The following is a 26,331-nucleotide window of genomic DNA, read 5'->3' on the forward strand; positions in this document are numbered from 1 at the left end:
TGACATGAATCCAAAGGAAAACTACCTGCACGAGTTCTTCAGGATCTTCTTCGCCAACAAGCAACTGGTGAAGCGCGTGTTCCTGGTCTTTGCAGTCATCGCCTTGCTCTTGCCGCTGGTGCTCAAACAGAGCTTCGATATCACCGCGCAAGTGATCGTCCAATCGAAAAAACTCTCCCAGGGCGACGCGACAACGTCCCTGACTCAGGAAAACGCCAGTTTCATCCCGCCGTCACTGGCGGACATGGAAACCGAGAGCAATATCCTGCGTTCACCGGCGCTGATTCGCCAGACCATCAGCGAGCTGCGGGATAAAGGCGAGTACACCCCCAAACCCGGCATGCTTAGCAAACTGGTGTCCGAGCCGCTGAAACGCTTTGTCACCGCGCCGCTGCGCGAATACGTGATCAACCCGGTGAAATCCGCCCTCGGGATGGAGATTGATCCGGTGCGCGACACCGTGCTGGACGGGCTGACCGAGGAGGCTATCGACAAACTCAAGATCGAGACCCTGCCCGGCTCCAACGTGATCTCCATTGTCTACAGCTTTGGCGATCCGGCGCAGGGCACCAAGTTTGTCGCGGCATTGCTGCAAAACTACCTGGTCAGCCGTCAGGAACTGCAATCCATCGAACTGCCGCAAAGCTTCTACGAAACCAAGAAGCAGCAATACGAGGTGCGTCTCGATGGCCTGGAAAGCAATCGGCTGGCGTTGCTGGAAGCCATCGGTTCGTCCGATCCCAAGGAGGAAATCACCTTCCGCCTCAACGCCATCAACACCGAAGAGCAAGCGCTCAACCTGTACCAGGATCGCCTGCTGCAAAGCCAACGCTGGCTCGACTACCTGAAGGCCAGCCTGGCTGCCGCCAATAATTCCAAACTCAACGACTACACCTTCCCCTACACCTTCACCACCACCGTGGACAACGTCGCCTTTGAAGATCGCGAGATCAAGCAGATGGGCGAGGCACTGACCACCCAAGTCAGCCGCTACATGAACGACCTGGCCGTGTTCCAGCCAGGCAGTGAGCCGATGCTGCTGACCCGCGAGCAAATCTCCCGCACCCGTCAGCAGTTCTTGAAAGTGGTGAGCAACCGGATTCAGGAACGTACCAGCGACCTGGCGATTGTCAGCTCGGTGATCGCCCAGAAAACCGCGCGCATCGCCGACTTCAAGAACCGCATCCACCAGTTGCAGGAAACCCAGAGCAAGCTGCGGCAGATGGACACCGAGATCAACGCCCTGCACGCGGCGTTCGGTACCTACGCCCAACGCTTTGCCGAAAGCAGTTCGTCCCGCTCGCTGGACAACGACCTGTCGAACGCCCGGGTGCTCAGCCCGCCGTTTGAACCGACCGCCCCGGCGTTTCCCAAGCCGTTCCTGATCATTCCGTTCGGTTTGTTCACCGGTTTGCTGCTGGCGATTGCCCTGGTCTACGTGCGTGAGTTCTTCGATCATCGCTTCAAGCACCCTGCGCAAATCACCCACGAACTGGGCCTGCCGGTGCTGCTGGTGATCAACGAACAGAACATAGTGCCGACCAATCCGCACCGGAACTGGACCGTGCCAAGCTTTGTGCATTGGGTGCGCAATTGAACGCGCCGCTCACCCCTTCCAGCGACCTGCCGATCATTCATTTGCTCAGCAGCGGCGGCTTCTATGGGGCTGAGCGGATGCTGCTGGACCATTGCCTGGCGACGCCGGGGCAGCACCAGGTGCTGTTTCTCAATGCGCCGCCCGTCCTGATCGAACGGTTTCGCGAGGCCGGGGTGGATTGCCAGGGGTGCGCGGGTCTGGGGGCGTTGTTGGGGCATTTGCGTCAGCGGCGCACGGAACAGCCGCTGATCAATGCGCATAACTTCAAAGGCCTGGTGTTTGGCTGGGTCGGCGCGACGCTGTTGCGCTTGCCACTGGTGATTACCCAGCACGGTTTCACGCCGCGCAGCCGCAAGCAAAAGTTCTACACCTGGCTGAGCCTGCAACTGTGCCGCACCGCGTCGGTAAATCGCGTGGTCTGCGTCGCGGAAAGCATCGCCACGTTGTGTCGCCAGGCCAGTGTCCGGTCGGAAAAATTGCAAGTGATCCCCAATGGATTGCCGGCGGCCAAAGGCCTGCTGCCGCACCGCGTCGATCGCCAGCGTTGGCTGGCCGGTTACGTCGGGCGGCTAAGCAGTGAAAAAGGCCCGGACCTGTTTCTCGATGCACTGATTCCGCTGTGCCGGCAGTACCCGCAACTGGACGCCGTGATGCTCGGCGACGGTCCGGAACAGGACACGTTACTGGCACGAATCAACGCCGCCGGGTTGCAGGAACGCATCACCCTGCCCGGTTACCAGACCGCCATGGGCCCGTGGTGGCGCCGACTTGATGCGCTGGTGATCAGCTCGCGTACCGAAGGCACGCCAATGATTTTGCTCGAAGCGATGCAGGCCGGTGTGCCGGTGGTGGCGTTCGGTGTCGGCGGGATTCCCGATGTGCTGGAAGAGCGACACAACGGCTTGCTCGCCGCACCGACCGACAGCGTCGCCCTCGCCCAACAGATCAGCACCTTGCTGAGCGAACCGGCCCTGGCCCGTGAACTGAGTGACAACGCAAAACGTACGCAACTGGATCGCTACGACCTCAAGGCCCTGGCCGAACGCTGGTCGCAGCTTTATATCCGTACTGCACGGGAGGCACGCGCGTGATCTTTCCGCTCTCGATCATCAGTCTGCTCGGCCTGGTCTGCCTCGGTTTGCTGGCCAGCCCTTATCCGTTTCTGGCACCGGGGGCGGTCATCGGCCTGGTGGGCATCGCGGTGCTGTATCGCAAACCCACGTGGGGCCTGCTCGGCATTGTCGCGCTGTTGCCATTTGAAGGTCTCTTCAAGGACAGCGCGTTTTCCGGCTCCAAGTTTCTCGGCCTGTCACTGGTGCTGATCCTGTTGCTGCAACTGGCCATTCATCAGCTTCCGTCCGAACGGCTGCGCAGTAACATTTGGCGCTACCTGGTCTGGTTCATGCTGTTGTACCTGCTGAGCCTGCTCAACACCGATGACATGGGCATGTCATTGGGGCATCTGCGGGAACTGAGCGTCGGCCTGATTCTGTTTGTGATCGCGCTGCTGATCGGCCGCGACTTGAACCTGGACCTGTTCGCCAAACTGGTGACGCTCAGTGTCGCGATGACCTGCGTATTGGCGATGTTCTCCAGCAAGTATCAGGACCAGGGCCGCGCCACCGGCCTGCTGGAAGACCCGAACGCCTTTGCCATGCTGATCGCCTTCGCCGTGCCGCTCGGTTTGCTGCTGGTGATCCGCAGTCCGAACCTGCTGCACCGATTGTTTTGGGGTGGTTGCTTCGTTTTGCTGCTGGGCGGCATGACAAAGACCGAATCCCGTTCAGGGCTGGTGGTGCTGTTTCTCAGTATGGCGATTGGCGCCTGGCACTACCGCGTGGAGCTCAAACGCATCCGTCCGCGGCATTTGGGGTTTGCCATGCTCGGCATGGTGATCGTGATTCCGCTGGCCATTTACGCGATGCCGCCCGGTTACGTCGCGCGCATCCAGACCTTGAGTATCTTGAGCGCTGGCGCCAAGAGCCAGGACGAATCCCTAGGTCGCCGCGCTTCGTACATCGTGGTCGGCAGCCAGATGATCCGCGAGAACCCATTACTGGGAACCGGTCCCGGGACCTTCCCGATGCACTACGCCACCACCGGTTATGCCAAGGTATTTTCGGCCAACCGCAAGGTCGGTGACCTCTACCGCCGCGCCCACAACACCTACCTGGAAATCTTCAGCGAACTGGGGATTCCCGCCGGCCTGTTGTTCGTCGGCATGCTCGCCCTCGGCCTGTACAACCTGATTCGCGCCCGCCGCGCCTGGCTGCAGCGAAACAACCGCGAGCAGGCTGATTTGCTGACGCACCTGAGCATCAGTTTTCTATCGCTGACGCTGTTTTTGATGTTCCTCAGCGCACCGAACCAGAAGTACGTGTGGATCATGCTGGCCCTCACCAGCGTGCTGCGCCTGAAAGCGGAAGAAGCCCCATTGCTGGAGGCCAGGGCATGAAACGGATCAGCATTGTTATCCCGATGTTCAATGAAGCCCGGCACATCGGCCGGACTTTGCTCGCCGCACAAAAGGCCGCCGATGCCGTGGACCTGGAGTGCGAGCTGATTGTGGTCGATAACGGCTCCAGTGATCGGGGCCCGCAGATTGCCCGGCAGTTCGGTGCACAGGTATTGGTGCTGCCCGGTTTGCTGATCGGTGCACTGCGCAATCGCGGTACAGCCATCGCCACCGGTGAATGGCTGGCCTTCATCGATGCCGACATCGAGATGCCCGAACACTGGCTGACTCTGCTGCTCAAACACGAGGCCGAAGGCCAGGGTGAAGTGTTCGGCCTGGACCTGCACACGCCAGCCCAAGCGCCGTGGTATGCCGATGCCTGGCAACGCCGCACACTGCGCCCGACCAGCCCCACCCTGAACCCGGTGCAATGGCTGCCCACCTCCAACTTGCTTATGCGCCGGTCCTGGTTCGACCAGGTCGGTGGCTTTGAAGAAACCCTGCGCACCGGCGAGGACAAGGATTTCACCATGCGCCTGCACGAAGCCGGCGCGCGCGTGCTGGCAGTCAATGAAAGCGTCGCCCTGCATTGGGGTTATGAGAGCAGCTGGCGCGAGTGGATGGGCAAGGAAATGTGGCGCCAGGGCAGTCATCTGCAATTGCTCCGCACCCACGGATACAGCCTGCGACTGCTACGGTTTCCGTTGCTGTCACTGGTCGTCTGGTTGCTGGATTTCCTGGCGATCTCCGCACTGTTGAATGGTTTCCCGCACCATGCGGCAGTGATGGTGATGATCACCTTGTTACCGGGGCTGGTCCTGAGTCTGCGTCAAAGCCTGAAACACCGTGATGTCCGCCTCACGATGCAACTCTGGGGCCTGCATTGGGTGCGCCTGCACCTGGCCGGCGCCGCGCTTATTCTCAGCCTGTTTCATAGGAATGCCAGGAGGCCCGCCCGTGGCTGAATTCATTTTCTGGTTGTGCCTGTTGTTGCCGGTGTACGCCTACCTGGGTTACCCGCTGCTGCTGGCGATCGCTGGACCGTTTTTTCCTCGACACAGGCCCGCTCCCTTGCCTGCGCAACGGGTCAGCGTGGTGGTTGCCGCGCATAACGAGCAACGCAATATCGAGAATAAACTGCGCAATTTGCTGGCTCAGGACTATCACGCCGCCAGCTTGCAGATCATCGTCGCCAGCGACGGCTCAACCGATCAGACCGTGGCCCTGGCGCGCAGCTTCGACGACCCACGCATCGAAGTGTACGACCTGCCACGCCAAGGCAAGAACAGTGTGCTCAACGCCGCTGTCAGCCACTGCACAGGCGATATCCTGGTGTTTACCGATGCCGATGTTCACTGGATCGACGCAACCTTGCAGCGGCTGCTGGCGCCGTTTGCCGACCCGCAGGTCGGTGGCACCGTCGGCAACATGAACATCCCCGTCCCCGGCAAGGGCCTGAGCGTGGGCGAAAGTCTGTACCGCCACTATGAAGCCTGGCTGCGCCGGGTGGAAAGCCGCACCGGCTGCACGGTCTCGGCCGACGGAGCCCTGCAGGCGTTACGCCGCGAGCTGTACCAACCGATTCCAGCCCTGGTCAACGACGATTTCTTTATCAACACCTGCGCGCCGGTCGCGGGCAAGCGCGTCGTCTATGTCGACGACGCCAAGGTGCTCGATCAAGGCGTGGACGAGGCCGATCGACAGTTCAGCCGCCGACAGCGCGTCACCGTCGGTGGCTTGATCAGCCTGGCGGCCCGGCGTGAGCTGCTCAACCCGCTGCGCCATGGCCTGTACGCCATCGCGTTGATCAGCCACAAACTGATCCGCCGGCTGGCGCCGGTACTGTTGCTGCCCTTGCTAGTGGCCAACCTCTGGCTGCTCGATGAGCATGGTTTCTACCGCCTGACCCTGGCCGCCCAGTTGCTCGGCTATGCCTTCGCCGTGGCCGGCCTGCTGGACGTGCATCACCGCTTGCCCAAGCCGTTTCGCCTCGCCGCGTTCGTGCTGGTGACCCTGGCCGGCATGAGCGTCGGCCTGTGGCAGTTCTTGCGCGGGCACAGCTACAACCAATGGAACCCCGACCAGACTCGATGAGTGCCTGACATGCCGATCAAGACCAGTATCAAACGTGCCAGCGGCTGGTTGTACCTGAACTCCCCTCTGGGCCGCCGTCAATTGCACGGCGCCGGGGTGATTCTGATGCTGCACCGGGTGCTGGCCAACGACCGCGCCGCCGACCTGCCCCATCGCAATGAACTGTGCGTCGGGCCCAAGGCGTTCGAGCACTTGCTGGTCTGGCTGAAAAAACACTTCGACTGCGTGCCGTTGATGGACATCCTGCACCCCGGCACCCAGCGCTCGGAACGGCCGAAAGTTACCCTCACCTTCGATGACGGCTGGCGCGACAACGCGGTGAATGCCTTCCCGTTGCTCAGGCAATATCAGGTGCCGGCAAGCATATTTCTCTCCACCGATTTCATCGGCAGCCGTCAGCGCTTCTGGTGGGAAAGCCTCGGCGAAACCCTGTGGGGCAGCCACGGTGAAAAAGCCCGGATGCACCTGATCGAATGCCTGCAGCAAGTCGGCCGTCCCTTGCCGGTGCTGATGGATGACCTGGACGTGCAGCGCCGCAGCCTGACCTTGCTGCACTACCTGCAAAGCCTGAAAACCCTGGCACCGGACGACTTGCACCGGTTGACCGACGAATGCCCCGAAGAGTCGTTGCCCCAGGCCCTGGACTGGCAGCAAGTGCGCTCGCTGGAAGCCTGCGGGCTGGTGCGCTTCGGCCCTCACGGCGCCAGTCACGCAATCCTCACCGGCCTCGACGATCAACGCTTGCACGAAGAATTGAGCCGCAGCCGCGATGCGCTGTTGAATGGCTGCAACCGACCGCTGCCGGTCTACTGCTACCCCAACGGCGACCACGATGCGCGCGTTCGCCAACAAGTGGCCGCCCATGAATTCCCGTTCGCCCTGGGCACCGGCACCGGGATTTATCGCGGCGGTGGCGAGCCTTTGGCCTTGCCGCGCTTCGGCGTCAGCCAGCGCACGGCGCGTAATCCGGAGTTACTGTCGTGGCGCATCTTCCGCGGAGCACGGCCATGAGCCGCAGCCGTTACCTCAAGCACCTGGCCCTGAGCATGGGCACCAAACTGGCGATGATCGGCCTGCGTTTGCTGCGCAACGTGTTGCTGGCGCGGATTCTCGGGCCGAGCGAACGCGGTTTGTTTGCGCTGCTCAGCACCCTGCCCGACCTGATCAGCGCCGCCACCAGCGGTGGCTTGAATTCGGCGGTGGGTTATCAAGCGGCCAAGCAGCGGCCGATGGGTTTGCTGCTGAGCCAGGTGCTGGTATTCGGCTGTCTGCTGGCGCTGCTGCTGACGTTGGTGGTGGTGGCGTTGACCCGGGAATTCGGTAGCGAACTGGACATCACCACGCAACTGGGTTTGCTCGCCTGGCTGTTGCTGCTGGCGGTGCCGCTGACGGTGCTCAAAAGTGGTTTGTTGACCTTGCACAACGCATCCGGCGGCATCGTCGCTTTCAATGCCTTGCGGTTGGTGGAATCCCTGGCGCCGCTGCTGTTGTTTTTGGCGCTGTTCTGGATGTGGAAAACCGCCGCCCTCGAAGCGGCGCTGATCAGTTGGTTGGCGGGTATCAGCCTTGTCGTGCTGGCCGGTTGGGTCTGGCTCAAGCGCAATCAACCGCTGATCCTGCAGTGGGACCGCGCCAGTCAAAATGAACTGCTGCGCTACAGCGCCCGCAGCCATCCCGATCTGTTGTTCCAGCAAGTAATCCTGCGTTCCGATTATCTGTTTATCGGCGCCCTGCTCGGCAGCACCGCGCTCGGTCATTACGCCATGGCCAGCGCCGCCGCCGAGTTGCTGCTGATCGTCCCGGAAGCGGTGACCACGCCGCTGATGAAACGCCTGCTGCAACAGGAAGAGGGCATCGACAAAGTCACGCCGCTGGCCCTGCGCCTGACCGCCACAGTGATGCTCGGCGCCTGCCTGACCATGGCGGTGATCGGCGAATGGCTGATCGTCACGCTGTTCGGCGCCGCCTATCAACCAGCCTACCCCGCCCTACTCGCCTTGCTGCCGGGGCTGTTCGGCCTGTGCTACGCGAGCATCCTGCGCCTGGACCTGCTGGGCAAGAATCGCCCCGGCACGATCTCACTGATGATGGGCATGAGTGCCGTACTCAATCTGGCGCTGAATGTGTTGTTGATCCCGACTTACGGCATCGTCGGCGCCGCGGCGGCCTCGTCTATTGCCTACCTGGCGGTGACCATCGCACTGCTGGTGTTGTATTGCCGGTTGAGCGGCGTGCCGGTCTGGCAGACCCTGATCATCCTGCCCAGCGACGTCGCACCGATGCTGCTGATGTTGCAGAGGAAGTCGGCATGAAACGCCTGGCGCTGCTGTTGGGATTGGGCCTCGTGCTCGAAGCTCAGGCGGCGTCGATGCGTTGGGCCGACATTCGCGACGGCAGCCTGTACCTGCAAACGGATCGCCCTGACACCGTGACCGTGCGCTGGGCCCCGGCGTGGCAGGCAGATGCCAACGAAGAACACATTTACCTGGTCGATGGCCAAGGCAAACTGTCGGGCGAACGCCTGATCGCCGCCAGTGAACCCCGGGGCACCCAGAGCTGGCCGTTGGCGCCGGGCGCCGCGAGTTATCGTCTGGAGATTCCGGGCTACAGCTTCCGCCGCTACACGGTGGAGCACGACGAACACACCGTGGCCCTGTTCGCCCCGGCCAAGGTGCATTTCAGCGCTGAAGCCCGGGACGGCGATGAGTTGCTTTTCAAAGTGGCGCCGGGCGAACACGCGGTGCTGGCCGGCAAGTTTCACGGTGGCGTCGGTGCCCTTCAAGCCACGCGTGTGGGCGACAACCAACAACGGGTACTGGCGCTCAAACCCTATCGCGCCTATTGGCAATTCGATCAAGTCGCACTGCCGGTGAGCGACAGTGAACAAGTCTGGCGCCTGCGCCTGCGCGGCAGCGGCAAGGTAGCGTTCTGGCTCGACGGTACCGCCAACCTGTTCGCGCAGACGCCGCAGCAACTCAAGCCGCTGCGCGAGGACGATGGCCAGACCCGCCTGACGCTGCACAACGACGTGCTCGGCCCGACCCCGAACCTGGGCGTCGCCCTGCCCTACGTGATGCCGCCGCCCTCCAGTTTTGCGGTGCTCGATGCGCTCGGGGCGCGGGCGGCCAGTTACTACAGTTTTGTCGATATCACGGCGAAAAGGCCGCACTACGAAGACGCATTCCGTCAGTTGTACCAGGACCGTTTCGGCATCACCCAGGACATCACGTTGCTGGCCGGCAGCCAACGCCAGCATGATCTGCGCGCCGACACCATGAGCAACAGCGGCCTCGAGGCCTGGCTCGCCAGCACCCGCGCCCTCGGCGGCAAAGGTACTCACTACATCGGTTTCGCGGACGAGCCGAATCTCAACTACCCCGATTACGCCAACTACCAAAGCCTCTTCAACAGCATGGCCCGGCAAGTACGCAGCAACCCGGCCAACGCCCGCGCCGGCGTGCGCATCGCCATGCCCGCCAGCTCGCGGCTGGTCAACGGCCCGTTCGACGACAACGCGGCGAACAAGCGCGGTATCGACTGGGCACGGCGCCTGCTGGCGGAATCCGGTGATCAGATCGACGCCTTGGCGTGGCACGAATGGATGATCCGCGACCTGCTGGCTACCCGGGTCTACCGCGACAGCGTGCGGCGCGCCGCCGACCTCGTCGGGCTGGACGCCAACGGCCGGCCGCGCAAGGCATTGCTGCTGGACCAGACCAACATGTCCAGCGGCTCAAGCCTGAGCCCCTACGATCAGGAAACCCATTTCGCCTCGCTGTGGTGGGCCTCGGTGGCGATCAACTCGGCCCAGGACGGCTTGCTGGAGATGCTCAACTGGTTCCAGGCCGACGACGAAAAACCGAACTACCCCAAGGGTATGTTCAAGGTCCTGGACGACGATCATTTCGAGCTCAAGCCCGTGGGCATGGCCCAGCAGTTCATCCAGCAGCATTGGCTGCACAACGTGATGCTTCTGGAGAACGACGCCTTCGAGGTCGACGTGCTGGCCATGTCCACTGACCTGCAACGGGGCCTGCTGGGCGTCAACAAAGGCACGCGCTTGCAACGTATCGACCTGGCCGGGGCGAACTGCCCGTTGGCCAAAGGCTCATTGCGCTACTTCGGCGCCGACAACCGCAGCCGCGACGCGCCCTTTCGCTGCCAGGACGGTCGCGTCAGCTTCGATTTGCCAGGGGAAACCCTGTTCGCCCTGAGCTGGATCGCGTCATGAACCCTTATTTCGACCCGTTAAGAGATAGCTACAGCGAACACCGAATTTGTGGCGAGGGGGCTTGCCCCCGTTGGGTTGCGAAGCAGCCCCAAAACCTGCAACCGCGATGTATCAGGTACATCGAATGAACCGGTTTACGACTGCTGCGCAGCCGAACGGGGGCAAGCCCCCTCGCCACAGAATGTGTTCTCCCAGCTGAAGCTCAGGAGTCAAGAACATGAGTATTTTTCAGAAACTCAGCGAACACATTAAACAAAAAGGCCTGCGGGCCACCTTCAACAAGGCATGGAAGCACTACGTGTTTGCCCACCAGGAACTGATCTGGATGGAGCGCGATCTGTTCACCCCGATAGCACCGCATAAATTGCGGCCCTACAACCCGCTGCGCCTGGAAACCATCACCGCGCAGAACGCGGTGGCCTTTGGCAAACACTTCGGCGATCGCGTGGGCACCATGGCCGAACTGGCGAACGAAGGGCATACCGGGCACATGTACCTCAATGAAGACGGCGACGCCGTGGCCTTCATCTGGGGCAGCAACGGCAATTACCACGACCGGCACTATTACGGCTGCTGGTTCCCGGTCAAACCCGGCGAGTTCTTCGAATTCGGCGGTGAACAGATCCGCGCCTACTGGGGCACCACGCTGTCGGTGGATTTCCAACTGAACCTGTGGAAAGCCATGGCCGATCAGGGCTGCAACAAAGTGGTGGATGTCTGTGAGTTCCACAATATCCCGGCGCTCAAGCTGCACATTCGCATGGGTTACAAGGAGCAAGGGCGGATCATGAACGTCTACGAGCTGTTTGGCCGCTGGCGCTTCTACCGCGAAACCCGTTACAGCGGCTCACGTCTGGATGCCTTGCGCAAACCGACGCCGGCCCCTGTTGCAGCAGAGGCGACCTGACCTGATGGCGACGCGATTCGAATGGCGCACTTCGCTGTGTGCCCCGGACTTTCCGGCAGTGGCTTATGAAGCACTGCGCCTGCGAGTGACGGACCACACACCGTTCAACACCCTGGCCTGGCTGGGTGCCGCGGAACAAGCGCTCAAGGACGGCGAGCGCTTGCACGTGCTGCTCGGCTGGCTGGGAGACGAACTGGCGATGTGCTTGCCATTGGTGGCGTCGCGTGAACGTTTTGGCGGGTTGCCATTCCGGGTGTTGCATCACCTCGGCTATCCGCTGACCGATCGCCTGGCGCTGCTCGCCTGCCTTGATGCCGAGAGCATCCGCAAGGCGCTGATCGTGATCCGCCGTCGCGTGCCCCACGCGTTGCTGCAACTCAACGAGCTGTCCGAACCCACGGGCGAAGAAAGTGCCCTGACGGTGTGGATGGCTCACAGTTCCACCGGTGAACGGCGCCTCAGTTGCAAGGCGCCGGTGCACCTGATCAGCGAAGCGGACCGCCAGGAAGTCTCGGGCGATCCGCGCTACAAACTGCGCCGCGCGCGCAAACGCATCGCCGCGTGTGGTGCCGAGGTGCGGCGCATTACCCCGGACGCTACGACCATGGGTCCGCTGTTGCAGGCCATCAGCGAAGTCGAAGCGGTGAGCTGGAAAGGCGATGAAGGCGTCGGCATTTTCGTCGACGAACGCCATCGACAATGGATGGACCGCGCCTTCACCGCCCTCGCCGCTCGCGGCCTGGTGCGGGTGGTGGTGCTGGAACTGGACGGCCGCTGCATCAGCTATCGCCTCGGCTTACTGGAACAGGGTCGGCTGTACGATTACAACCTGGCGTTCCTGCCGCAATACGCCGATCTGGGCAGCGGCCGAGTGCTGCTCGAAGAGTGGATTCGCTGGGGCCTGGACGACAACTGGCGCTGGATCGATGCCTCGCGGGTCAGCCTGGATAACTCCAGTCATCAACTCCACGAGCGCATGACCGGGCAACTGGAACACTGGCGCTGGAGTTTCTATTCCTGGCGGCCCGGTGGCCTGGTGTTGGGGTTGGCGTTGCGGGGCTGGCAACGGCTGAAACCGGCCTTGCAAAAATGGCGGGCGAAACGGGCCGCAGCGGCTGTTGTGACGGCGCCCGCGCCGGAGAGCAAAAGCCCGGCGCCCACTGAAAAAACCATGGAGGGCGAACATGCCTCACCAAGTCATAGTCAACGCTGACGATTTTGGCCTCAGCCCGTGCGAAAACGCGGTGATCCTTGGGGCTTTCCAGGCCGGGGTCATCAGCTCCGCCACGGCCATGGCGAACATGCCGGCGTTCGAAGCGGCCTGCCTGATGGCCCAGCATCCGTTGCTTGAAGGACGGATCGGCCTGCACTTCAACCTCACCTACGGCCGGCCGTTGAGCCAGGGCATTCTCGGGCGCCCGACGTTCTGTGACAGCCAGGGCGGATTCGACCTCAACCTGCCCCGCCACACCCTCTGGCTCAATCGCCTGGATCGCGAAGCAGTGATGGATGAGCTGGAGGCACAATGGCAACGCTGCCTTGACAACGGCGTGCGCCCCAGCCACATCGATTCCCACCAGCACGTGCACAACATCTGGCCCATCGGCGAAATCGTCGCGCGCTTCGCCGCGCGTCAAGGGGTGGCCGTGCGGCTGGCGCGAAACCTGGGGCAAAACCTGAGCCTGCCTAAACGCGTGTTCAAGGGTTTGCTCAATCGGCGTCTGCACACTCTGGCCGGGGCGACGGCGGACTACGTTTGCACGCCGGTGGACCTGCGAAACGCCCCTGTGCCGACCGACGGTCTGCTGGAAATAGTCGCCCATCCGAACCAGCTAGGGGCGGATTTTGGCGATGCCTATCTCAACCCCGGCGAGTCGTTGACGCAGGTGCTAGAGCGGCGCCTTGCGGGTGTTGAGCGGGTGTCTTATGCCGTTGTCAGCAGGGATTTCCAGGCCGGTACAGCAGCGCTGGAATGAGTTACACACATTGCAACACATTCAAAGCTGGCGCTTTGACATGAACTTGCAACCTTGATCTATACCCATCAAAAGCTTCTCCCACAACACCCTGGCTATGGCTAAGGAGAGCGTCATGAACGTTATCGAAAAACTGCGCGAACGCATCAGGCAAAAAGGTCTGGTCAACCTCTTCCAGGCATTTTGGAAACGCTACGTGTTCTTCCACTGGGAGTTGCTATGGATGGAGCGCGACCTGGTCAGCTCGGTGCCGCCGCACAAACTGCGCCCCTATTCCGGCTTGCGCCTGGTAACCATTACCGAACAAAACGCCACAGCCTTTGCCAAACACTTCGGTGACCGCGTCGAGACCATGGCCGAACTCGCTGCCGAAGGCCACACCGGGCACATGTACCTCGATGACGAAGGCCACGCCGTCGCCTTCATCTGGGGCAGCACCCGGGATTACCACGATCGCCACTATTACGGCTGCTGGTTCCCGGTGAAACCAGGTGAGTTCTTCGAGTTCGGCGGCGAATTGACCCGCGCCTATTTCGGCACCAGCCTGTCGGTGGACGTGCAGGTCAACCTGTGGGAAGCGATGCAGGCCCAGGGTTGCAACAAAGTGGTGGATGTCTGCGAAACCCACAACATCCCGGCGCTGAAACTGCACATCCGCACGGGTTATCACGAACAGGGCCGCGTGACTCACGTCTATGGCCTGTTTGGCGGTCGCTGGCGCTTGTACCGCGAAACCCGCTACCAAGGCTCGCGCCTCGATCCACTGAGCAAACCGAGTCGGCCAGTGGTCGCAGGCGCCACAGCAGAAGCCTGAAAAAAACGGATGTACAGACCCCCTGTAGCTGCCGAAGGCTGCGATCTTTTGATCTTGATTCTGTGATCGACTCGGTGCAGCCAAAAGATCGCAGCCTTCGGCAGCTCCTACAGGGGGACTGAGTACATCCGCTTCATTGCCGTTTGCTGTGAGGCCGCCTTCGCGAGCAGGCTCGCTCCCACATTGGTTTGTGTTGTTCACAAATTTGTAGGAGCGAGGCTTGCCCGCGAAGGCGGCCTCGAGATTGCCATCGCGAGCAAGCTCTGCTCCTACATTGGTTTTGTGTCGTTCACAAAATCTGTGCCTGGACCGGATCCCTTGTAGGAGCTGCCGAAGGCTGCGATCTTTTGATCTTGAGCTGGTGATCGACTCAATGCAGCCAAAAGATCGCAGCCTTCGGCAGCTCCTACAGGGGGACTGAGTACATCCGCTTCATTGCCGTTTACTGTGAGGCCGCCTTCGCGAGCAGGCTCGCTCCCACAGTGGTTTGTGTTGTTCACCAATTTGTAGGAGCGAGGCTTGCCCGCGAAGGCGGCCTCGAGATTGCCTTCGCGAGCAAGCTCTGCTCCTACATTGGTTTTGTGTTGTTCACAAAATCTGTGCCTGGACCGAATCCCTTGTAGGAGCTGCCGAAGGCTGCGATCTTTTGATCTTGATTCTGTGACCGACTCGATGCAGCCAAAAGATCGCAGCCTTCGGCAGCACCTACAGTGGGATTGAGTACATTCGCTTCATTGCAACTGGCTGTTAGGCCGCCATCGCGAGCAAGGGGATTGGGGCTGGACACTGATTATGTGAACGACACAAAACCACTCTGAAAGCGGGCTTGTCTCACGAGGGTGTCGTTTTCCCACACCCTTGTGGGAAGAAAACAGCCTTAACCCAAGAAAAGCCTGACTGCTCGACCGTATCCATATAGATACAGTCCAGCAATGAACTATCTTATTCAACAAACCCATACTTTCTCGACATGGCACACATCCGTTCGCGACTTACGGACAAAGTTCGCCATCGCTCGTCGCATTGATCGTGCCTCTGCGGGTAATCTAGGCGACATCAAGCCAGTGGGTGATGGTGTTTCCGAAATGCGCGTGGACGTTGGTGCAGGCTATCGAATCTACTTCACCATGCGAAACAGCGTGGTCATCGTATTATTGGCCGGCGGCGACAAATCCTCGCAAAGCTCTGATATCCGGCGTGCAAAAAAAATGGCAAAGGAGGTTTAACCATGAGCCAAACTTTGACGACATTCGACATGGCAGCACTGCTCGACAGTGATGAGGCCATCAGCGAATACCTCTCCCAGGTACTGGCAGAGGGCGACAACGAAGAGTTTCTCCGCGCTATCGGCTACGTGGTAAAAGCCCGTGGCATGACACAAATCGCCAAAGATTCCGGGATGGGGCGCGAAAGCCTCTACAAGGCCTTCGCGCCGGGTGCAAAACCACGTTTTGATACGGTGCTAAAGGTTATTCACGCCCTCGGTATTGATCTCTATGCGCAACCAGGTCACACCATCAATCATTCGAATCTCTGAAAATTTCTCCTGCGCTAGATTCCTCGCCTCACCGCCACCCACGTAAAACACAACGGCAACTGCGCCACCTGTTTTTCATACCGGTCATACAGCTCTTCGCGGTTGGAATGCGGGTATTCCTTGAAGTGGCTGATCTGCAGGCCGGCGTCGATGGCGCCGGTGAAGATGGCGCCGAGGGTGTGGACGAACCAGTAAGACGCGGCGGCCGGTTGTTCGACTTTGCCTTCGTAGACGATCGGCTGGTGTTGCACGAACGGCTCGCTACGAAAGTACGAGCTGTCCAGGCGATAAGGGTCAGCGGCTTCGGGGTCGAGCATTTCCAGGAACGGGTGGGTTTCGTAGATCACCACCGCCCCGCCAGGCTTGAGGGTTTGCGCGACGTGGCGGAAGAACTCGACGATGTCCGGCATCCAGTTCAGGACGCCAATGGTGATCAGCGCCACGTCGAAACGGTTGTGCAGCTCCGTCGGCAGATGATGAATATCAGCCTCGATAAACTCAGCATCAAAGGGCGAGCGCCCCGTCAGTTCCCGGGCCTGTTCGAGAAACGCTGCGGATTGATCGACCCCTACCACCCGCCGCGCGCCCAGGGCAAACAGCGAGAGGCTTTCACGGCCGTTGTTGCAGCCCAGTTGCACCACGTCCTTGCCGTCGACGCCTACCTGTTCCAGCACGCCGCGCAGCGTGTCATCGATGCAGCAGAAATCGGCCTGGCTGACGGCGTTGAGCACGGCCTGCCATTCGGGATTGTCTTTGTGGTGCCTTGCGGAGTCATTCCACGCCTCGCGGTTGCTGGCGACGGCTTGTTGTTTGGTCGGCATGTCCATTGCGCACTCCAGATCTCGTTTTTATTGACCGGCACGAGTCTAGTTCAGCGTCTGGAGAAACCACATCGGGGCTTTGTTGTGATCTTGTAATCGACCCGTCGCGAACGCGTGGCCGCATGGCAGCTATAGTTAAAAGCCTTGGGGAAATGCGGGAATAACCGGGTTCGCAGGTGTCGCCATGAAACAGACCGATCTGACGCTGTGCTTCATCGCCCTTCTCACTGCCGCCAGCACGGTGCACGCGGACGACAGTCCCATGCAGACCGACAGCTCCAGCAGTGCATTGATCTACTACGGACCCAACCAGCCCTTCGCGCATCCGGCGCCGCCGACATTGAGCTCAGTGCCGCCGCGTGCATACATCCCGAGCGCGCCTCAGGACTTCATCCCGATCGCCAGTGAGCATGTGTTCTACGATTCGCAACTGCCCACCGTGGCGGATGCCAACGTGCGGGTGTTTATCCGCTCCTACGACCCGGAGCGCGGGATCTACGTCAACGACGAGGTGCTCGACCCCTCGTGCCTGCTGGCCTGCCTCACCCGCCAGGAGCAGGCGATGCCTTGAGCGTCAGTCGCAGGGCCAGGTATGACGCAACGCCGCCCGGCGATCGATGGCGTTGCGCAGGCGACGTTTCTGGGTTTCCCAGATCTCGCTGTCCACCTTGGTGGAGCGCATCATGTCCAGCACGGCTTGCTTGGCACTCAGGTACTCGTCCCAGGCATCCCGGCGCTTGAGCCGAAGGCTTTCGTCCGCGGACATTTCCATGTGCCGCAAGGCCACTTCACAAGGATCATCCACCACCACCCCGACCGTCAGTTGAATGCGATGGGGCGCGCGGAATTCGGACACGGTGGTGAGGATCGCCTGGGCGCGTGAGCATCCCCAGGCCAGGGCTTTCGCCAACGAGGGATGCCCCTCACGGTCATAAAATTCTTCCGCCAGCGGCGCCCCATCGCAGGCATACACGCCGATGAATACCTGGGTCACACGCTCACGATTGAACCGCGCCTGTACCTCGATCTGCGTACCGTCGGGCAACACCTCATCGTGGCTTCGGCCGTGTAATTGGCTGTTACTCCAGAGCCAGAACTGCGCGCCTCTACGCCGCATGCCCGTCACTCCATCAAAGGGAAAAATCAGTAAGGCACAGCCTTTATGGATTTTCCACAGAGCCCGCCTACCCCTCGTCGTCCTCTGACAAACTACCGACCATCAGTCAATCGATGCACCTACCACTGACGCTTGTCCGGCCGTGCAAGGCCGAGTTTTTCGATCCGGTAACGCAGCATGTCGCGGCTCAGGCCCAGCAGACGCGCAGATTTGGTGACGTTCCAGTCGGTCTTGTCGAGCATCTTGCGCACCATGTCCCGCTCCACTTCCGGCAGGTTCATCGATTCAGCGCCGTTATAGGTGGGCCGGGGTTCGCTGTACTGCGGCTCCTGCAACACCAGCGGCTCGTCCACCAGACTCAGGCAGACGTTCAATTGGTGGGCGGCGATGGTGTCGCTCTGGGCCAGCAACACGGTTTGCTCAAGCATGTTGCGCAATTCGCGCACATTGCCCGGCCAGGTGTAGCTGAGCAGCAACTCTTCAGCCTGGTCGCTGAAATACAAGTGCGGTTTGCCATAACGTTTGCCATGGATCGCCAGGAAGTGTCGGGCCAGTAACAGCACGTCTTCACCGCGAGCGTGCAGGCGCGGGACCTTGATCGAAATGATCCGCAGGCGGAAGAACAGGTCACGCCGGAACTTGCCCTGCTGGACCATCTGCTCCAGGTTGCAATTGGTGGCGCTGATCACCCGCAAATCGACTTTGCGTTCCTTCACCGAACCGACCCGGCGAATGGTCCGGTCTTCCAGCAGCTTCAGCAATTTGGCTTGCAGCAACAGGTCCATCTCGCCGACTTCATCGAGAAACAGCGTCCCGCCGTCGGCGGCTTCCACCAGCCCGACTCGCCGATCCTTGGCGTCGGTGAAGGCGCCCTTCTCGTGGCCGAACAGTTCCGACTCCACCAGGTTGGACGGAATCGACGCGCAGTTGAATTCAATAAATGGGCCTTTGGCCCGCGGACCGTCGAAGTGCAGCGCCCGGGCCACCAGTTCCTTGCCGGTGCCGGTTTCGCCTTCCACCAACACCGGCGGCAGGTCGGTGTTGGCCATGCGGCGCTCGGCGTCGAGCAACTGGCCAATGGTATTTTTCAGGTAGTGCATCGGTGCCGATTCGCCGATCAACGCCTGCACCCCGGACTTCTGCGCCTCGCGCTCCTGATAGAACGACAGCGTGCGCTCCATGCGGTCGGTGGCCAGGGCCTTGTCCAGCAGCAGCTTGAGCTCCGGCAGGGCCACCGGTTTGGTGACGTAGTGGAACGCGCCCTCTTTCATCGCCACCACGGCGTCTTCGACGTTGCCATAACCGGTCATCATGATCACTTTCAGATCCGGCGCGCTGATGCGCAGCTTCTGGATCAGGTCGTGACCGCTCATGCCCGGTAGCGAGTTGTCGGTCAGCACCACGTCCGGAACGAACGTGATCAGTTGCTCCAGTGCATCCTCGGCCGAGTGGCAGACCGTTACCTCGAAGTCTTTGCGCTCCAGGTAGGTCTGAATATTCTCGGCGAGGAGCTCATCATCCTCGACCAGCAGTATGCTGTGCTCCATATTCCCCTCCCGTTGCCACTTTAAAGTTGAGACAAACGCGGGTTCCTTCCTGCTCCTGGCTGGTCAGTACGACCGAGCCCTGGAAGCGTTCCATTATTCGTTTGACCAACGCCAGACCGACGCCAAGCCCGCCTTGCTTGGTGGTAAAAAACGGCTTGAAGACCATCTGTTGCTGCTGTTTGGTCATGCCTTTTCCGGTATCGCTGAGGGTCATGCTCAACTGCCCCGGTGCCGGCGACTCGATCTCGACACTCAGCACGCCGCCCTTGGGCATGGCTTCCAAAGCATTGGCGAACAGGCTGTTGAGAATCTGTGTGAGCAGCACTGGCTGACTGACCACCGGCGGAAAGCTTTGCGGGGTGAAACGCACCTCGACATTCGAGCGTTTGATCAGCGGGTCGAAGGCGCTCAGGGCGTCATCGACGGCCAGCACCAGGTCCACGGACTCAGAGTCGTCGCTCATCGGCCGCAACGACACCAGCAACTCGCGCACCCAACGGGACATGCGATCGACCTGATTGATGATGTCGCCAATGTTCTTCTGGGCGCTCTGGCTCGCGACGTCCTGGGCCAGTTCGGCGCTGGAGCGGATGGTCGCCAACGGGTTACGTAAACTGTGGGCGACCGCCGAGGACATTTCCCCCAGGGCGACAAAGGTTTCGTTGCTGATCAGTTGTTTCTGCTGGCTCTGCAGCAGCGTTGCGGCCCGGCGCACGATCCAGAACAACGCCAGGTAAATCGCCGCGCCGCCGAGTAAGGTCGCGATCCAGATCGACTTGAAACCGCGCTGAATGCGCTCCACCAGGTCCGCCGGTTCCTTGTAGATCTCGACCATGGCGATCACTTTACTTTTGTCGGCGTTGAACATCGGAATGTAGTTCTCGATGAACAGCAATTGCGGCTCGCGCAACAGCCTCTGTTCCGGGCGTTCCTCGTCGATCTTGTGGTAGCTGGAGGACACCGGCACCCTCATTTCGAAGGATTCATCCAGCTCCTCGTCATCGTCGATGCGCACCCCGACCAGCTCCGCGTTGGTCGACCAGATGATCGTGCGGTCCAGGGCGTAGACCGTGGCCAGCAGAATGTCCGGCAAGTGCTCCACATGGTCGAGAAACTCATTGCGCGCCGCAGCCCGGGACATCGGATCGACGTCGGGATAGGCCAGGTCCTGGCGCGGGTCCAGCAACTCGCCCATGGTGCGCTTCGGGGTGATCCCGGCGTGGCGCAGTTCGGCATCGCCGATGGCCTGGATAAATTGCGCGGTCAGCAAGGCATCGCGTTCGATGCTTTCAGTGACCACGAACCGCGTGGAAATGTAGCCCAGGCCCAGCGCCACGGCGGCGATGATGAAAAAACTGGCCAGGGAAAACCAGCGCAGCAGATTGAACTGACCGCCCCAGCTCTTGCGCGCTGCTGCCGGCATGGCCGGCGCAGGTACTTTTTGTTGTTCTGGTATATGCATGGGTTTGTCCTGGTTGCTTGCCTGAAGCCTTTTTAGCCGTTGTCACGATGAGTGTAGGTGGCATTGATCGTGATCGACGGCCAATGATGTTATTTAGCCGCTAGTTCATCTGCGTCACCTCGGGCACCTGCCCCGCCACCGGTTGCTGGCGGTCTGTTTCTTCCTGCAAGAAGTCGATGATCGTCTGCGCGGAATGCTCATCCAGGCGCAGATTGGGCATCGAAATCTTGTCGAAACGCTGGTACAGCTCCAGCGCGACCGGGTCTTTCTCTGCAAGCATGCGGTCCGGCTCGCGAATCCAGCGGTTGAGCCAGGCCGGTTCGCGCAGGCGGGTCACGCCGATCAGGTCCGGGCCGATGCTGCGCATGCCGATGCCCTGCCCGTCTTGCGGCCCGAGGCTGTGGCACGAGGCGCAACGGGTGCGGAACAGCTCTTCGCCGTTGCTCGGCGGGCGAATTTCCGGAGCATTGGCGTAACTTTCCTCGATGCTGGGTTGTTTCCAGTTCTGCAAGGTGTTGGCCAGTTGATCCGCCAGAATCCAAGGGTTCTCAAAAGGTGAAGCCTTCATCCAACGGCCTGTGCCCTGGTTACCGACGATCAGGCTCAGGTTGTGGTCCTTGCTGCGACCGTTGTCGACGCCCTCGATAAACAGCCCGAGTTTTTTGCGCAAGTCGGTGACGTCGTCAAACTCGCCGGTCAGGAACTTCCAGCCCGGCCCGACCTTGAAGCGTTGTGCATAGGCCTTCAGCACCTCAGGCGTATCGCTGAGCGGGTCGATGCTGATGGAGTAGAAGAAAATGTCCTGGCCGACACGGTCCCCGAGCAGCTTTTGCACTTGGCGCAAGCGTGCGGTTTCCAGCGGGCAGGAGTCGCTGCAGGAAGTGAAGATGAAATTGATCACCACCACTTTGCCTTTGATCAGGTCATCGAAAAAACGCACCTGCCGGCCGTCCTGGTCGGTCAGCAGGGTGTTGGGGAAATAGTCGCCGCCCCAGGGTGTCGCCGACTCGGTCGGCGACAGTGCTCCTTCGTGGGCCAGGAGCACCTGACTGACCAGCAGACAGGTGACCAGGACCAGAATCAGGTGCATGCCCAGGGCGCGGGAGCGCGGCGTGTGCGGTGCCATGTCGGCTCCCCGGCGGTTCATTTTTTCACCGCCACTTGTGGACCGTAGCCGTCGCCGGTACGGAAGGTTGGCAGCGCGGCCGAGTTGACGTAGCGCACCCCGTCCCAGCTTGGCAGCGGGGTCGGCATCAACTGGAATTGCCCGGGTTTCTCAATGTCCCAGCGCAGCAGCATCGAGTTGTCCTCATGCTGGGTGTTGTGACAGTGCTCCATATAAGTCCCGGCGAATTCGCGGAAGTTGATCGCCATCTCGACGTTGTCCAGGCCATCGGCTTCCGAACCGATGCGGTACACATCCTTGCGCGCCCATTTTTCCCATTCCGGTGGCGCCTTGCCGCCGCGACTGAGGATGATCCCTTCCTCGAAGTGCACATGCACCGGGTGACTCCAGCCCTTACCGCCGAGCCTGATGTTCCACACTTCCAGGGTGCCAAAGCCTGCGGTGCCGGCATCGGTGGGGCCGCTGGCCAGTTTGGTCGCGGTGTTCAAGCGCCGTGGGTCCATGTGGAAGCCGAAACCTCCGTCAGTCTTGACCGTCCACGGTGCTTCATCGGTGCCGTCGGAACGGCCGAAGGTGAAGGTGCGGTGACGGGCGTTGGCCAGCAGCACTTTGTCGGCAGCGTTGTCGCGATGGATTTTCAGCGGGATCATCACCAGGCCTTCAGCCTTGCCCGGTTTGGCCGGCTCGTACGCTGCAGGGTCCATGGCCAGGTCCTGACCGGTGTAGGCCTTGACGTTGAGCTGCAAGACTTTGCCTACGCCCGGGTCACCTTTGTCCCACTGCGGTCCTTTACTCGATTGCTTGATCACCGCCAGGTATTTTTCCGATAGCACATCGGCCAGGGCGATCGGTTCTTTCGGACCCTTGCCGTCGTCGTGGGCCATCAGGTTGACCACGAACAGCTTGTCACCGGGCTTGATGCCGTTTTTCGCGAAGTTGACGACAATGTCGAAGCGCTCGGCGATGCCCTGGGTGGGCAGGATCGCATTGTGGTTCTGTTTATCGCCATCGGCGTCGAGGTCCATGGTGCCGTCGAACGGCACGCTGTGTTCCATGATGTTGCCGTCGTTGGCAATCATGTGGAACGGCACGCGGGCATAGGAAATTCCCGAGTTTTTCGGCCCTTGGAACTCGCCGCTGCTGCCCTTGACCTCACGCACGATAGCGAGCTTGAAGTAGCGCGACACCGAGCCATTGAGGATGCGGAATCGATAGCTGCGGGCGCGCACATCCAGAGCCGGTTTCCACTGCCAGTTGACCAGCACTTGGTCACCGAGGAAGCCGTCGGTGTTGAACGGGTTGAACCACAATTGACCGTTTGCGTCCCAGGCCTTGTCGGCGAACACCAGGTTGACGTCGTAGTCGCGGTTACCCCACGGCAAGGCACTGCCGCTGGGGAAACGCAGGTTGACGCCGTCGTTCACCGATTCATTGCCACGATCCAGGGCGCTGTAGTAGTTCATCATCGCCGCGTTGCCCTTGTAGACGTTCTGCGCGGTGAAATCGAGCATGTGGTCGTGGAACCAGTGGGTGCTCATGGTTTCGCGCCAGTCGCCGCGGATCTTGATGGTGCCGTGGTCGCAAGTCTTGCGGCTGGGGCTCAGATCGTTGGTCCACAGGGTTTCGCCCGGTGCGCAAGGGAACGCGGCGCGCGGGTCATGGGCGTCGGTGTTGATGCTGTCGTAACCAGCCAACTGGATCGGCCAGCGATAGTCGTAGTACTGCCCCGGAAAGAAGAATGCGTTGGCATAACCGTCGCTTTCCGCCGGTGCGTGGCCGTTGTGTTCGTGGGTTGTGATGGTGTGCAGGCCAAAACCCATGTTGGCCGACGGATCGATCGGTAAGCCGTTGTAGTGGCGCATCATCACGGGCTGGCCGTAACGCACCATCAGCAGCTTGGGCGGCAAGGTGCCGTCGAAGGTCCAGACCGAGTTGTGGTTCTGCACCGGCATGTTCGGGTGGAAACGCGGATCGATGCCTTTAGAGGTGCCATCGGTGGCCGGTACACCCGCCACGTTGTGATACAGGCCGCCGGGGCCGAATTCACCCACGGCATAACCGTGCATCTGATGGCTGTCACGCCAACCGCTGTTGAGCCGCGCGCCGGTTTGCACGGTTTTGTAGGCCACTTGCGGGTAGAACTCGTTCCAGCGCTGATGGGACCAACCTTTTCCTGGCGGACGCCCTTCGGCGGACGAGCCGATATGGCGGTTGAGGAACACTTCGATCTGCGACTGCCAAGGGTTGCGGTCCACCACGTTGGAGTACTGGCTGGGGAACGGTGTCAGCCCTGGTTGGCGCAAAAAGGCGTCGAGTGCCGCGCTCGGTGGCGCACTGCGCGCTGCGTTGGTCGGGTCCTGCTGGGGCAACGGACCCACGGCGGCCGGTGGGAAGCCCAAGGGCGCTGCCGGTGTGGTGGGGTCGAGTTTTTCCGGGCCGAACTCTTCGAACAACACCAATTGCTGAGTGAACGGCTGGGCGCCGAACAACGGGCTCGGCTTGCCATTGGTGGGGTAGTTGAAACTGGTCTGCGCCGCAGGCGGCAGCACGTTTTCCTTACGCGTTTCGTCGCGGCTGCCTTTGACCCCGTCGGGCAAATCGAAGGAATCTTCGTTGGCCTCGGGCATGGTCAAAATGGCGTTCAGGGCGGCTGGTTCGTCAGCCGGTTCGTCGTAGTAAGCCGAAGGATCGGAAGGCTCGGGCTGACGCTCATCGTCAATCGGGCTGGCGCGCAACAAGGGCGAAGTGCCCAGTGTCATCGTCAGGAGGATACTCAGTGGGGTCAACAGGCCGAACCACTTGCAGGGGTGCCGCGCTTTTCTGTCCATCACCAGCCGCCTCGAAGTCGTGAAGGGGGTAATGGTGTTTTGCAATTACCTAGCCAGACTTTAAACGGCCCTATACCAAAGTATTAACACCTGTTGAATCAATGGCTTATCAACATCATTTAGCCACTCTGGCCAAACGACTGGGGCATGACACCCGCTAACGGGGAAAGTTCATCCCCGTTTTCAGGGGATTAATTTAAACGACAGACGGACGCAAGTACCCTCGCCTTCGCGGCTGCCGAGGGTCACCGCACCGCCGAAACGCTCCATGATCCGCTTGACCAGCACCAGCCCGACGCCGAGCCCGCCAGCCTTGGTGGTGAAGAACGGCCTGAAGGCCATGTGGCGTTGTTCCTCATTCATGCCTTTGCCGGTGTCGCTCAGCGCCACGCAGATGCCCCGGGCATCGGTCGGTTCCAGGGTAACGGTCAGGGTGCCGCCCTTCTCCATGGCTTCCAGGGCGTTGGCCATCAGGCTGTTGAGGATCTGCGTCAGTTGCACTTGCTGACTCAGGACCATCGGCGTCTGTCGCGGGTTGAACACCACCTGAACCCCGGCCTTGGCAATTTGCTGCTCGAACGCCATCAGGCTGTCGTGGATCGCCGCCACCAGATTCACCGGTTCGGGTTCATCGTTGAGCGGGCGCAAGGATTGCAACAGTTCGCGGACCCACTTCGACATGCGATCGACCTGGCCGATGATGTCGTTGATGTTTTTGTGCGCCGGGCCACTGTCAAATTCCAGGGCCAGTTCGGCGCTGGAACGAATGGTCGCCAATGGATTGCGCAGGCTATGGGCGACCGCCGAGGACATCTCGCCCAGGGCGACAAAGGTTTCGTTGGTGATCAGTTGTTTCTGTTGCTGCGCCAGCAGGATCGCCGCACGGCGCACGATCCAATAAAGGCCCAGGTAAATCAGCCCACCGCCCAGTGCGGTGGCCAGCCAGATCAGCGCCAGCCCTCGCTCGATGCGGCTGATCAGGTCCTTGGGCTCCTTGTAGATCTCGACCATCGCGGTGACGTTCTTGCCGTCGGCATCGAACAGCGGAATGTAGTTTTCTATAAAGATGAAATCCGGGGGGATGACGAACTTCTGTTCCATCCGCGCCTGATCGACGTCGTGATAACTGGCCGACACCGGGATCTTGAACTCGAAGGCATGGTCCAGATCTTCGTCGGCGTGAATCGTAGTGCCCATGAGCGCCGGGTTGGTGGACCAGATCACCATGCGGTCGGGGGCATAAACGTTGGCCAGGATCACGTCCGGCAGGTTGGCGATATGGTCGAGGAATTCACCCCGGGCATTGGCCCGCGCCGCTGGATCGACGTCGGGGAAATCCTTGTCCTGGCGTGGGTCGACCAGCTCGCCCATGGTCCGCACATTGGGGATCGACACATGCCGAACTTCGGCGGAGGCAATGGCCTGAATGAATTGCGCCGTTAATAAAGCATCACGCTGCACGCTTTCGGTAATCACAAACTGCGTGGACACCGCCCCCAACGCCACCGCCACGGTCGCGATCACGGCCATGCTGATCAGCGAAAACCAGCGCAGCAGGTTGAACGGCTGCTTGCGCGTGCTCAAACGAATGTCGCCTTCCTCTGGCCTGAGCATTTTTTCGGACATATTCATGGGGTTGGATCCCGAGAATTCACCTATAGGGTTATAGCCCACTGTTTGGGGTTTGCCCCAATGCCAGCAAGCTAAGCAAATCGTGGGACCAACACCGCCCCCTGTGGGAGCGGGCTTGCTCGCGAAAGCGGTGTATCAACTGCATTGATGTTGGCTGACACACCCTCTTCGCGAGCAAGCCCGCTCC

At 60.8% G+C, this 26,331-nt stretch carries 22 protein-coding genes; 15 read left to right on the forward strand and 7 right to left on the reverse strand.

The window, feature by feature from the left end; all coding sequences use genetic code 11:
* Positions 1-4: 4 nt before the first annotated feature.
* The 14 genes from ACWIKB_RS28645 to ACWIKB_RS28710 all read left to right on the forward strand — a co-directional run bounded on the left by ACWIKB_RS28645 (position 5) and on the right by ACWIKB_RS28710 (position 15,611).
* Complete coding sequence (locus tag ACWIKB_RS28645; RefSeq protein WP_475270881.1) at positions 5-1,597, forward strand: GumC family protein; 1,593 nt, start codon at positions 5-7, stop codon at positions 1,595-1,597.
* Positions 1,594-2,688, forward strand: coding sequence for a glycosyltransferase family 4 protein (locus ACWIKB_RS28650; RefSeq protein WP_475270883.1), 1,095 nt, complete (start codon positions 1,594-1,596; stop codon positions 2,686-2,688). The genes ACWIKB_RS28645 and ACWIKB_RS28650 overlap by 4 nt, the downstream gene beginning before the upstream one ends.
* Positions 2,685-4,052 carry an O-antigen ligase family protein gene (locus tag ACWIKB_RS28655; protein ID WP_475270885.1) on the forward strand — a complete coding sequence of 456 codons (1,368 nt, stop codon included), beginning with the start codon at positions 2,685-2,687 and terminating at the stop codon, positions 4,050-4,052. The genes ACWIKB_RS28650 and ACWIKB_RS28655 overlap by 4 nt, the downstream gene beginning before the upstream one ends.
* On the forward strand, positions 4,049-5,017 hold the full coding sequence (locus tag ACWIKB_RS28660; RefSeq protein WP_475270887.1) for a glycosyltransferase family 2 protein: 969 nt from the start codon (positions 4,049-4,051) through the stop codon (positions 5,015-5,017). Before ACWIKB_RS28655 ends, ACWIKB_RS28660 begins: the two co-directional genes overlap by 4 nt.
* Entirely contained in the window at positions 5,010-6,146 is a 1,137-nt protein-coding gene (locus tag ACWIKB_RS28665) for a glycosyltransferase family 2 protein (RefSeq protein WP_475270888.1), read from the forward strand. The genes ACWIKB_RS28660 and ACWIKB_RS28665 overlap by 8 nt, the downstream gene beginning before the upstream one ends.
* Positions 6,147-6,155: 9 nt before the next feature.
* Positions 6,156-7,157: a polysaccharide deacetylase family protein gene (locus ACWIKB_RS28670; protein WP_475270889.1), complete on the forward strand. Its 1,002-nt coding sequence runs from the start codon at positions 6,156-6,158 to the stop codon at positions 7,155-7,157.
* Complete coding sequence (locus ACWIKB_RS28675; RefSeq protein WP_475270890.1) at positions 7,154-8,458, forward strand: lipopolysaccharide biosynthesis protein; 1,305 nt, start codon at positions 7,154-7,156, stop codon at positions 8,456-8,458. The genes ACWIKB_RS28670 and ACWIKB_RS28675 overlap by 4 nt, the downstream gene beginning before the upstream one ends.
* A complete protein-coding gene (locus ACWIKB_RS28680) occupies positions 8,455-10,377 on the forward strand; it encodes a hypothetical protein (protein WP_475270891.1) in 1,923 nt (640 codons plus the stop codon). Before ACWIKB_RS28675 ends, ACWIKB_RS28680 begins: the two co-directional genes overlap by 4 nt.
* A 217-nt stretch (positions 10,378-10,594) precedes the next feature.
* Positions 10,595-11,284 carry an N-acetyltransferase gene (locus ACWIKB_RS28685; RefSeq protein WP_475270892.1) on the forward strand — a complete coding sequence of 230 codons (690 nt, stop codon included), beginning with the start codon at positions 10,595-10,597 and terminating at the stop codon, positions 11,282-11,284.
* Between the two features lie 4 nt (positions 11,285-11,288).
* A complete protein-coding gene (locus tag ACWIKB_RS28690) occupies positions 11,289-12,497 on the forward strand; it encodes a GNAT family N-acetyltransferase (protein WP_475270893.1) in 1,209 nt (402 codons plus the stop codon).
* Positions 12,469-13,260, forward strand: a complete 792-nt coding sequence (locus ACWIKB_RS28695) for a ChbG/HpnK family deacetylase (RefSeq protein WP_475270895.1) — start codon at positions 12,469-12,471, stop codon at positions 13,258-13,260. Before ACWIKB_RS28690 ends, ACWIKB_RS28695 begins: the two co-directional genes overlap by 29 nt.
* A gap of 115 nt (positions 13,261-13,375) precedes the next feature.
* Complete coding sequence (locus ACWIKB_RS28700) at positions 13,376-14,074, forward strand: N-acetyltransferase (protein WP_475270896.1); 699 nt, start codon at positions 13,376-13,378, stop codon at positions 14,072-14,074.
* Positions 14,075-15,006: 932 nt separating this feature from the next.
* Positions 15,007-15,300, forward strand: a complete 294-nt coding sequence (locus ACWIKB_RS28705) for a type II toxin-antitoxin system RelE/ParE family toxin (RefSeq protein WP_475270897.1) — start codon at positions 15,007-15,009, stop codon at positions 15,298-15,300.
* A 2-nt stretch (positions 15,301-15,302) separates the two neighbouring features.
* Positions 15,303-15,611, forward strand: coding sequence for an addiction module antidote protein (locus ACWIKB_RS28710; protein WP_475270898.1), 309 nt, complete (start codon positions 15,303-15,305; stop codon positions 15,609-15,611).
* A 14-nt stretch (positions 15,612-15,625) separates the two neighbouring features.
* Here the strand turns inward: ACWIKB_RS28710 and ACWIKB_RS28715 are convergent, their stop codons facing one another.
* A complete protein-coding gene (locus tag ACWIKB_RS28715) occupies positions 15,626-16,438 on the reverse strand; it encodes a class I SAM-dependent methyltransferase (RefSeq protein ID WP_475270899.1) in 813 nt (270 codons plus the stop codon).
* 178 nt (positions 16,439-16,616) lie between these two features.
* Here ACWIKB_RS28715 and ACWIKB_RS28720 point away from each other — a divergent pair, with 178 nt between their 5' ends.
* Complete coding sequence (locus tag ACWIKB_RS28720; protein ID WP_475270900.1) at positions 16,617-17,003, forward strand: hypothetical protein; 387 nt, start codon at positions 16,617-16,619, stop codon at positions 17,001-17,003.
* Between the two features lie 3 nt (positions 17,004-17,006).
* On the opposite strand, the gene ACWIKB_RS28725 is transcribed toward ACWIKB_RS28720, so the two are convergent.
* The 6 genes from ACWIKB_RS28725 to ACWIKB_RS28750 form a co-directional block, all read right to left on the reverse strand.
* On the reverse strand, positions 17,007-17,549 hold the full coding sequence (locus ACWIKB_RS28725; RefSeq protein ID WP_475270901.1) for a hypothetical protein: 543 nt from the start codon (positions 17,547-17,549) through the stop codon (positions 17,007-17,009).
* 119 nt (positions 17,550-17,668) lie between these two features.
* Positions 17,669-19,096, reverse strand: coding sequence for a sigma-54-dependent transcriptional regulator (locus ACWIKB_RS28730; RefSeq protein WP_475270902.1), 1,428 nt, complete (start codon positions 19,094-19,096; stop codon positions 17,669-17,671).
* Positions 19,065-20,558 carry a sensor histidine kinase gene (locus tag ACWIKB_RS28735; RefSeq protein WP_475270903.1) on the reverse strand — a complete coding sequence of 498 codons (1,494 nt, stop codon included), beginning with the start codon at positions 20,556-20,558 and terminating at the stop codon, positions 19,065-19,067. The genes ACWIKB_RS28730 and ACWIKB_RS28735 overlap by 32 nt, the downstream gene beginning before the upstream one ends.
* A 100-nt stretch (positions 20,559-20,658) precedes the next feature.
* Positions 20,659-21,684, reverse strand: a complete 1,026-nt coding sequence (locus ACWIKB_RS28740; RefSeq protein ID WP_475270904.1) for an SCO family protein — start codon at positions 21,682-21,684, stop codon at positions 20,659-20,661.
* A 17-nt stretch (positions 21,685-21,701) separates the two neighbouring features.
* Positions 21,702-24,512, reverse strand: a complete 2,811-nt coding sequence (locus tag ACWIKB_RS28745; RefSeq protein ID WP_475270905.1) for a multicopper oxidase domain-containing protein — start codon at positions 24,510-24,512, stop codon at positions 21,702-21,704.
* A 183-nt stretch (positions 24,513-24,695) separates the two neighbouring features.
* The gene (locus ACWIKB_RS28750) at positions 24,696-26,144 is read right to left on the reverse strand and encodes a sensor histidine kinase (RefSeq protein ID WP_475270906.1); all 1,449 of its coding nucleotides are present in this window, start codon (positions 26,142-26,144) and stop codon (positions 24,696-24,698) included.
* Positions 26,145-26,331 lie beyond the last annotated feature (187 nt).

Source organism: Pseudomonas sp. 5Vm1k, assembly GCF_056161485.1.